This is a genomic window from Paenibacillus cellulosilyticus (assembly GCF_003182255.1).
GTDB classification, from domain to species: Bacteria; Bacillota; Bacilli; order Paenibacillales; family Paenibacillaceae; genus Paenibacillus_T; species Paenibacillus_T cellulosilyticus.
Window position 1 is genome coordinate 1 of the sequence record NZ_QGTQ01000069.1, and the last position, 1,430, is coordinate 1,430.

The following is a 1,430-nucleotide window of genomic DNA, read 5'->3' on the forward strand; positions in this document are numbered from 1 at the left end:
TGTTGTTCTGCTGTGATAATGTCACCCCATAACTGTTCTGAGATAATGTCACTATGGGACAGGAGACAATTACATTGAGCAGAGAAGAAATGAAGAAGGTACTTGTAGTGGGAAAAATCCTTGAAGGACATATGACAAACACCGAAGGGGCAATTGCGTTAGGGATTTCCGTTAGACAAATTATACGATTAAAGAATAATTACAAAGCGGAAGGGGCTCAGGGCATCGCCCATAAGAATCGAGGAAGAAAACCAGCACATGCATTAACTGAGGAGACAAAGGAACAGGCAGCGACATTGTACAAAACGAAGTATCACGGCAGTAACAGCTGTCACTTCGCAGAACTACTTCAAGAGCACGAGTCCATAGCATTGAGCAGCTCCACTGTGAGACGCATCCTACTTGCCAAAGGGCTCAAACAAGCCAAACAAAGACGACGGAACAAGGCTCACCAGCCTCGACAGCGTAAAGCACAGGCAGGCATGTTGTGGCAGATTGACGCTACTCCTTACGCTTGGCTAGAGGATCGTGCTCCCTCGTTTGCATTGCATGCCGCCATCGATGATGCAACAGGCACGGTCGTAGGTGCCGTATTTCGGTCCAACGAATGCCGTGAAGGCTATTCGATTGTCATGCAGCAGGGCATTAAGAAGTACGGCATTCCACTAGGGCTGTACAGCGACAGACATACCATCTTCCGATCGCCTAATGAGAAACTGACCGTTGAACAGGAACTCGCTGGCGAAACGAAGCCTCTCTCCAACTTTGGCAAAGCAATGGCTGAACTGAACATTGAACATATTAAAGCGATCACACCGCAGGCCAAAGGTCGTGTCGAACGCCTCTGGTTAACCTTGCAAGACCGTCTTAGCATTGAACTTCGCTTGCTAGGTATCACCACGATGGAGGCTGCTAACGAAGCGTTACCTCGCCTCATTCAGAAGCATAACAAGCAATTTGCTATGGCCCCACGCTCGGAAGAACTGGCTTACATGAAGCTCGACAAACACATTCAGCTTGACCATGTGTTTACGACCCGCGAGTATCGAATGCTGGGAGCCGGTAACACCATCTCTTTTGATGGAATCATCTATACTTTTGTAGATCCCTCAACTCAACGTTTTGACACAAAAACGGTCGTTGAAGTACGGCAGACACTCTCGGGAGAGGTGTTCATTTGGCACCGTGAACAGGCTCTGCAGCTCAAGAAAACAGAACGACCTGAACGAAAACAACCAAAAAAGAAAAAGGCGAGTTCTGCGCCCCAACGCAAACCCGCCAACGATCATCCGTGGAAAACCACGTATGACAACACCAGCACTAACCGTAACACAAAACGCAGCACCTTCCAAGATGCTATGTATTCACAGCACAACAGTTTTTTAGAGGCCTCCTGGTAAAGGTGGCCTCCATTAGAGAGTGACATTTTC

Annotated in this window: 1 protein-coding gene; it reads left to right on the forward strand. The window is 48.0% G+C overall.

The features are described from left to right. Positions 1–74 precede the first annotated feature (74 nt). Positions 75–1,400 (forward strand): ISNCY family transposase, encoded by a 1,326-nt coding sequence (locus tag DFQ01_RS30715; RefSeq protein ID WP_110047711.1) that lies wholly within the window; start codon positions 75–77, stop codon positions 1,398–1,400. The last annotated feature ends 30 nt before the right edge of the window (positions 1,401–1,430 follow it).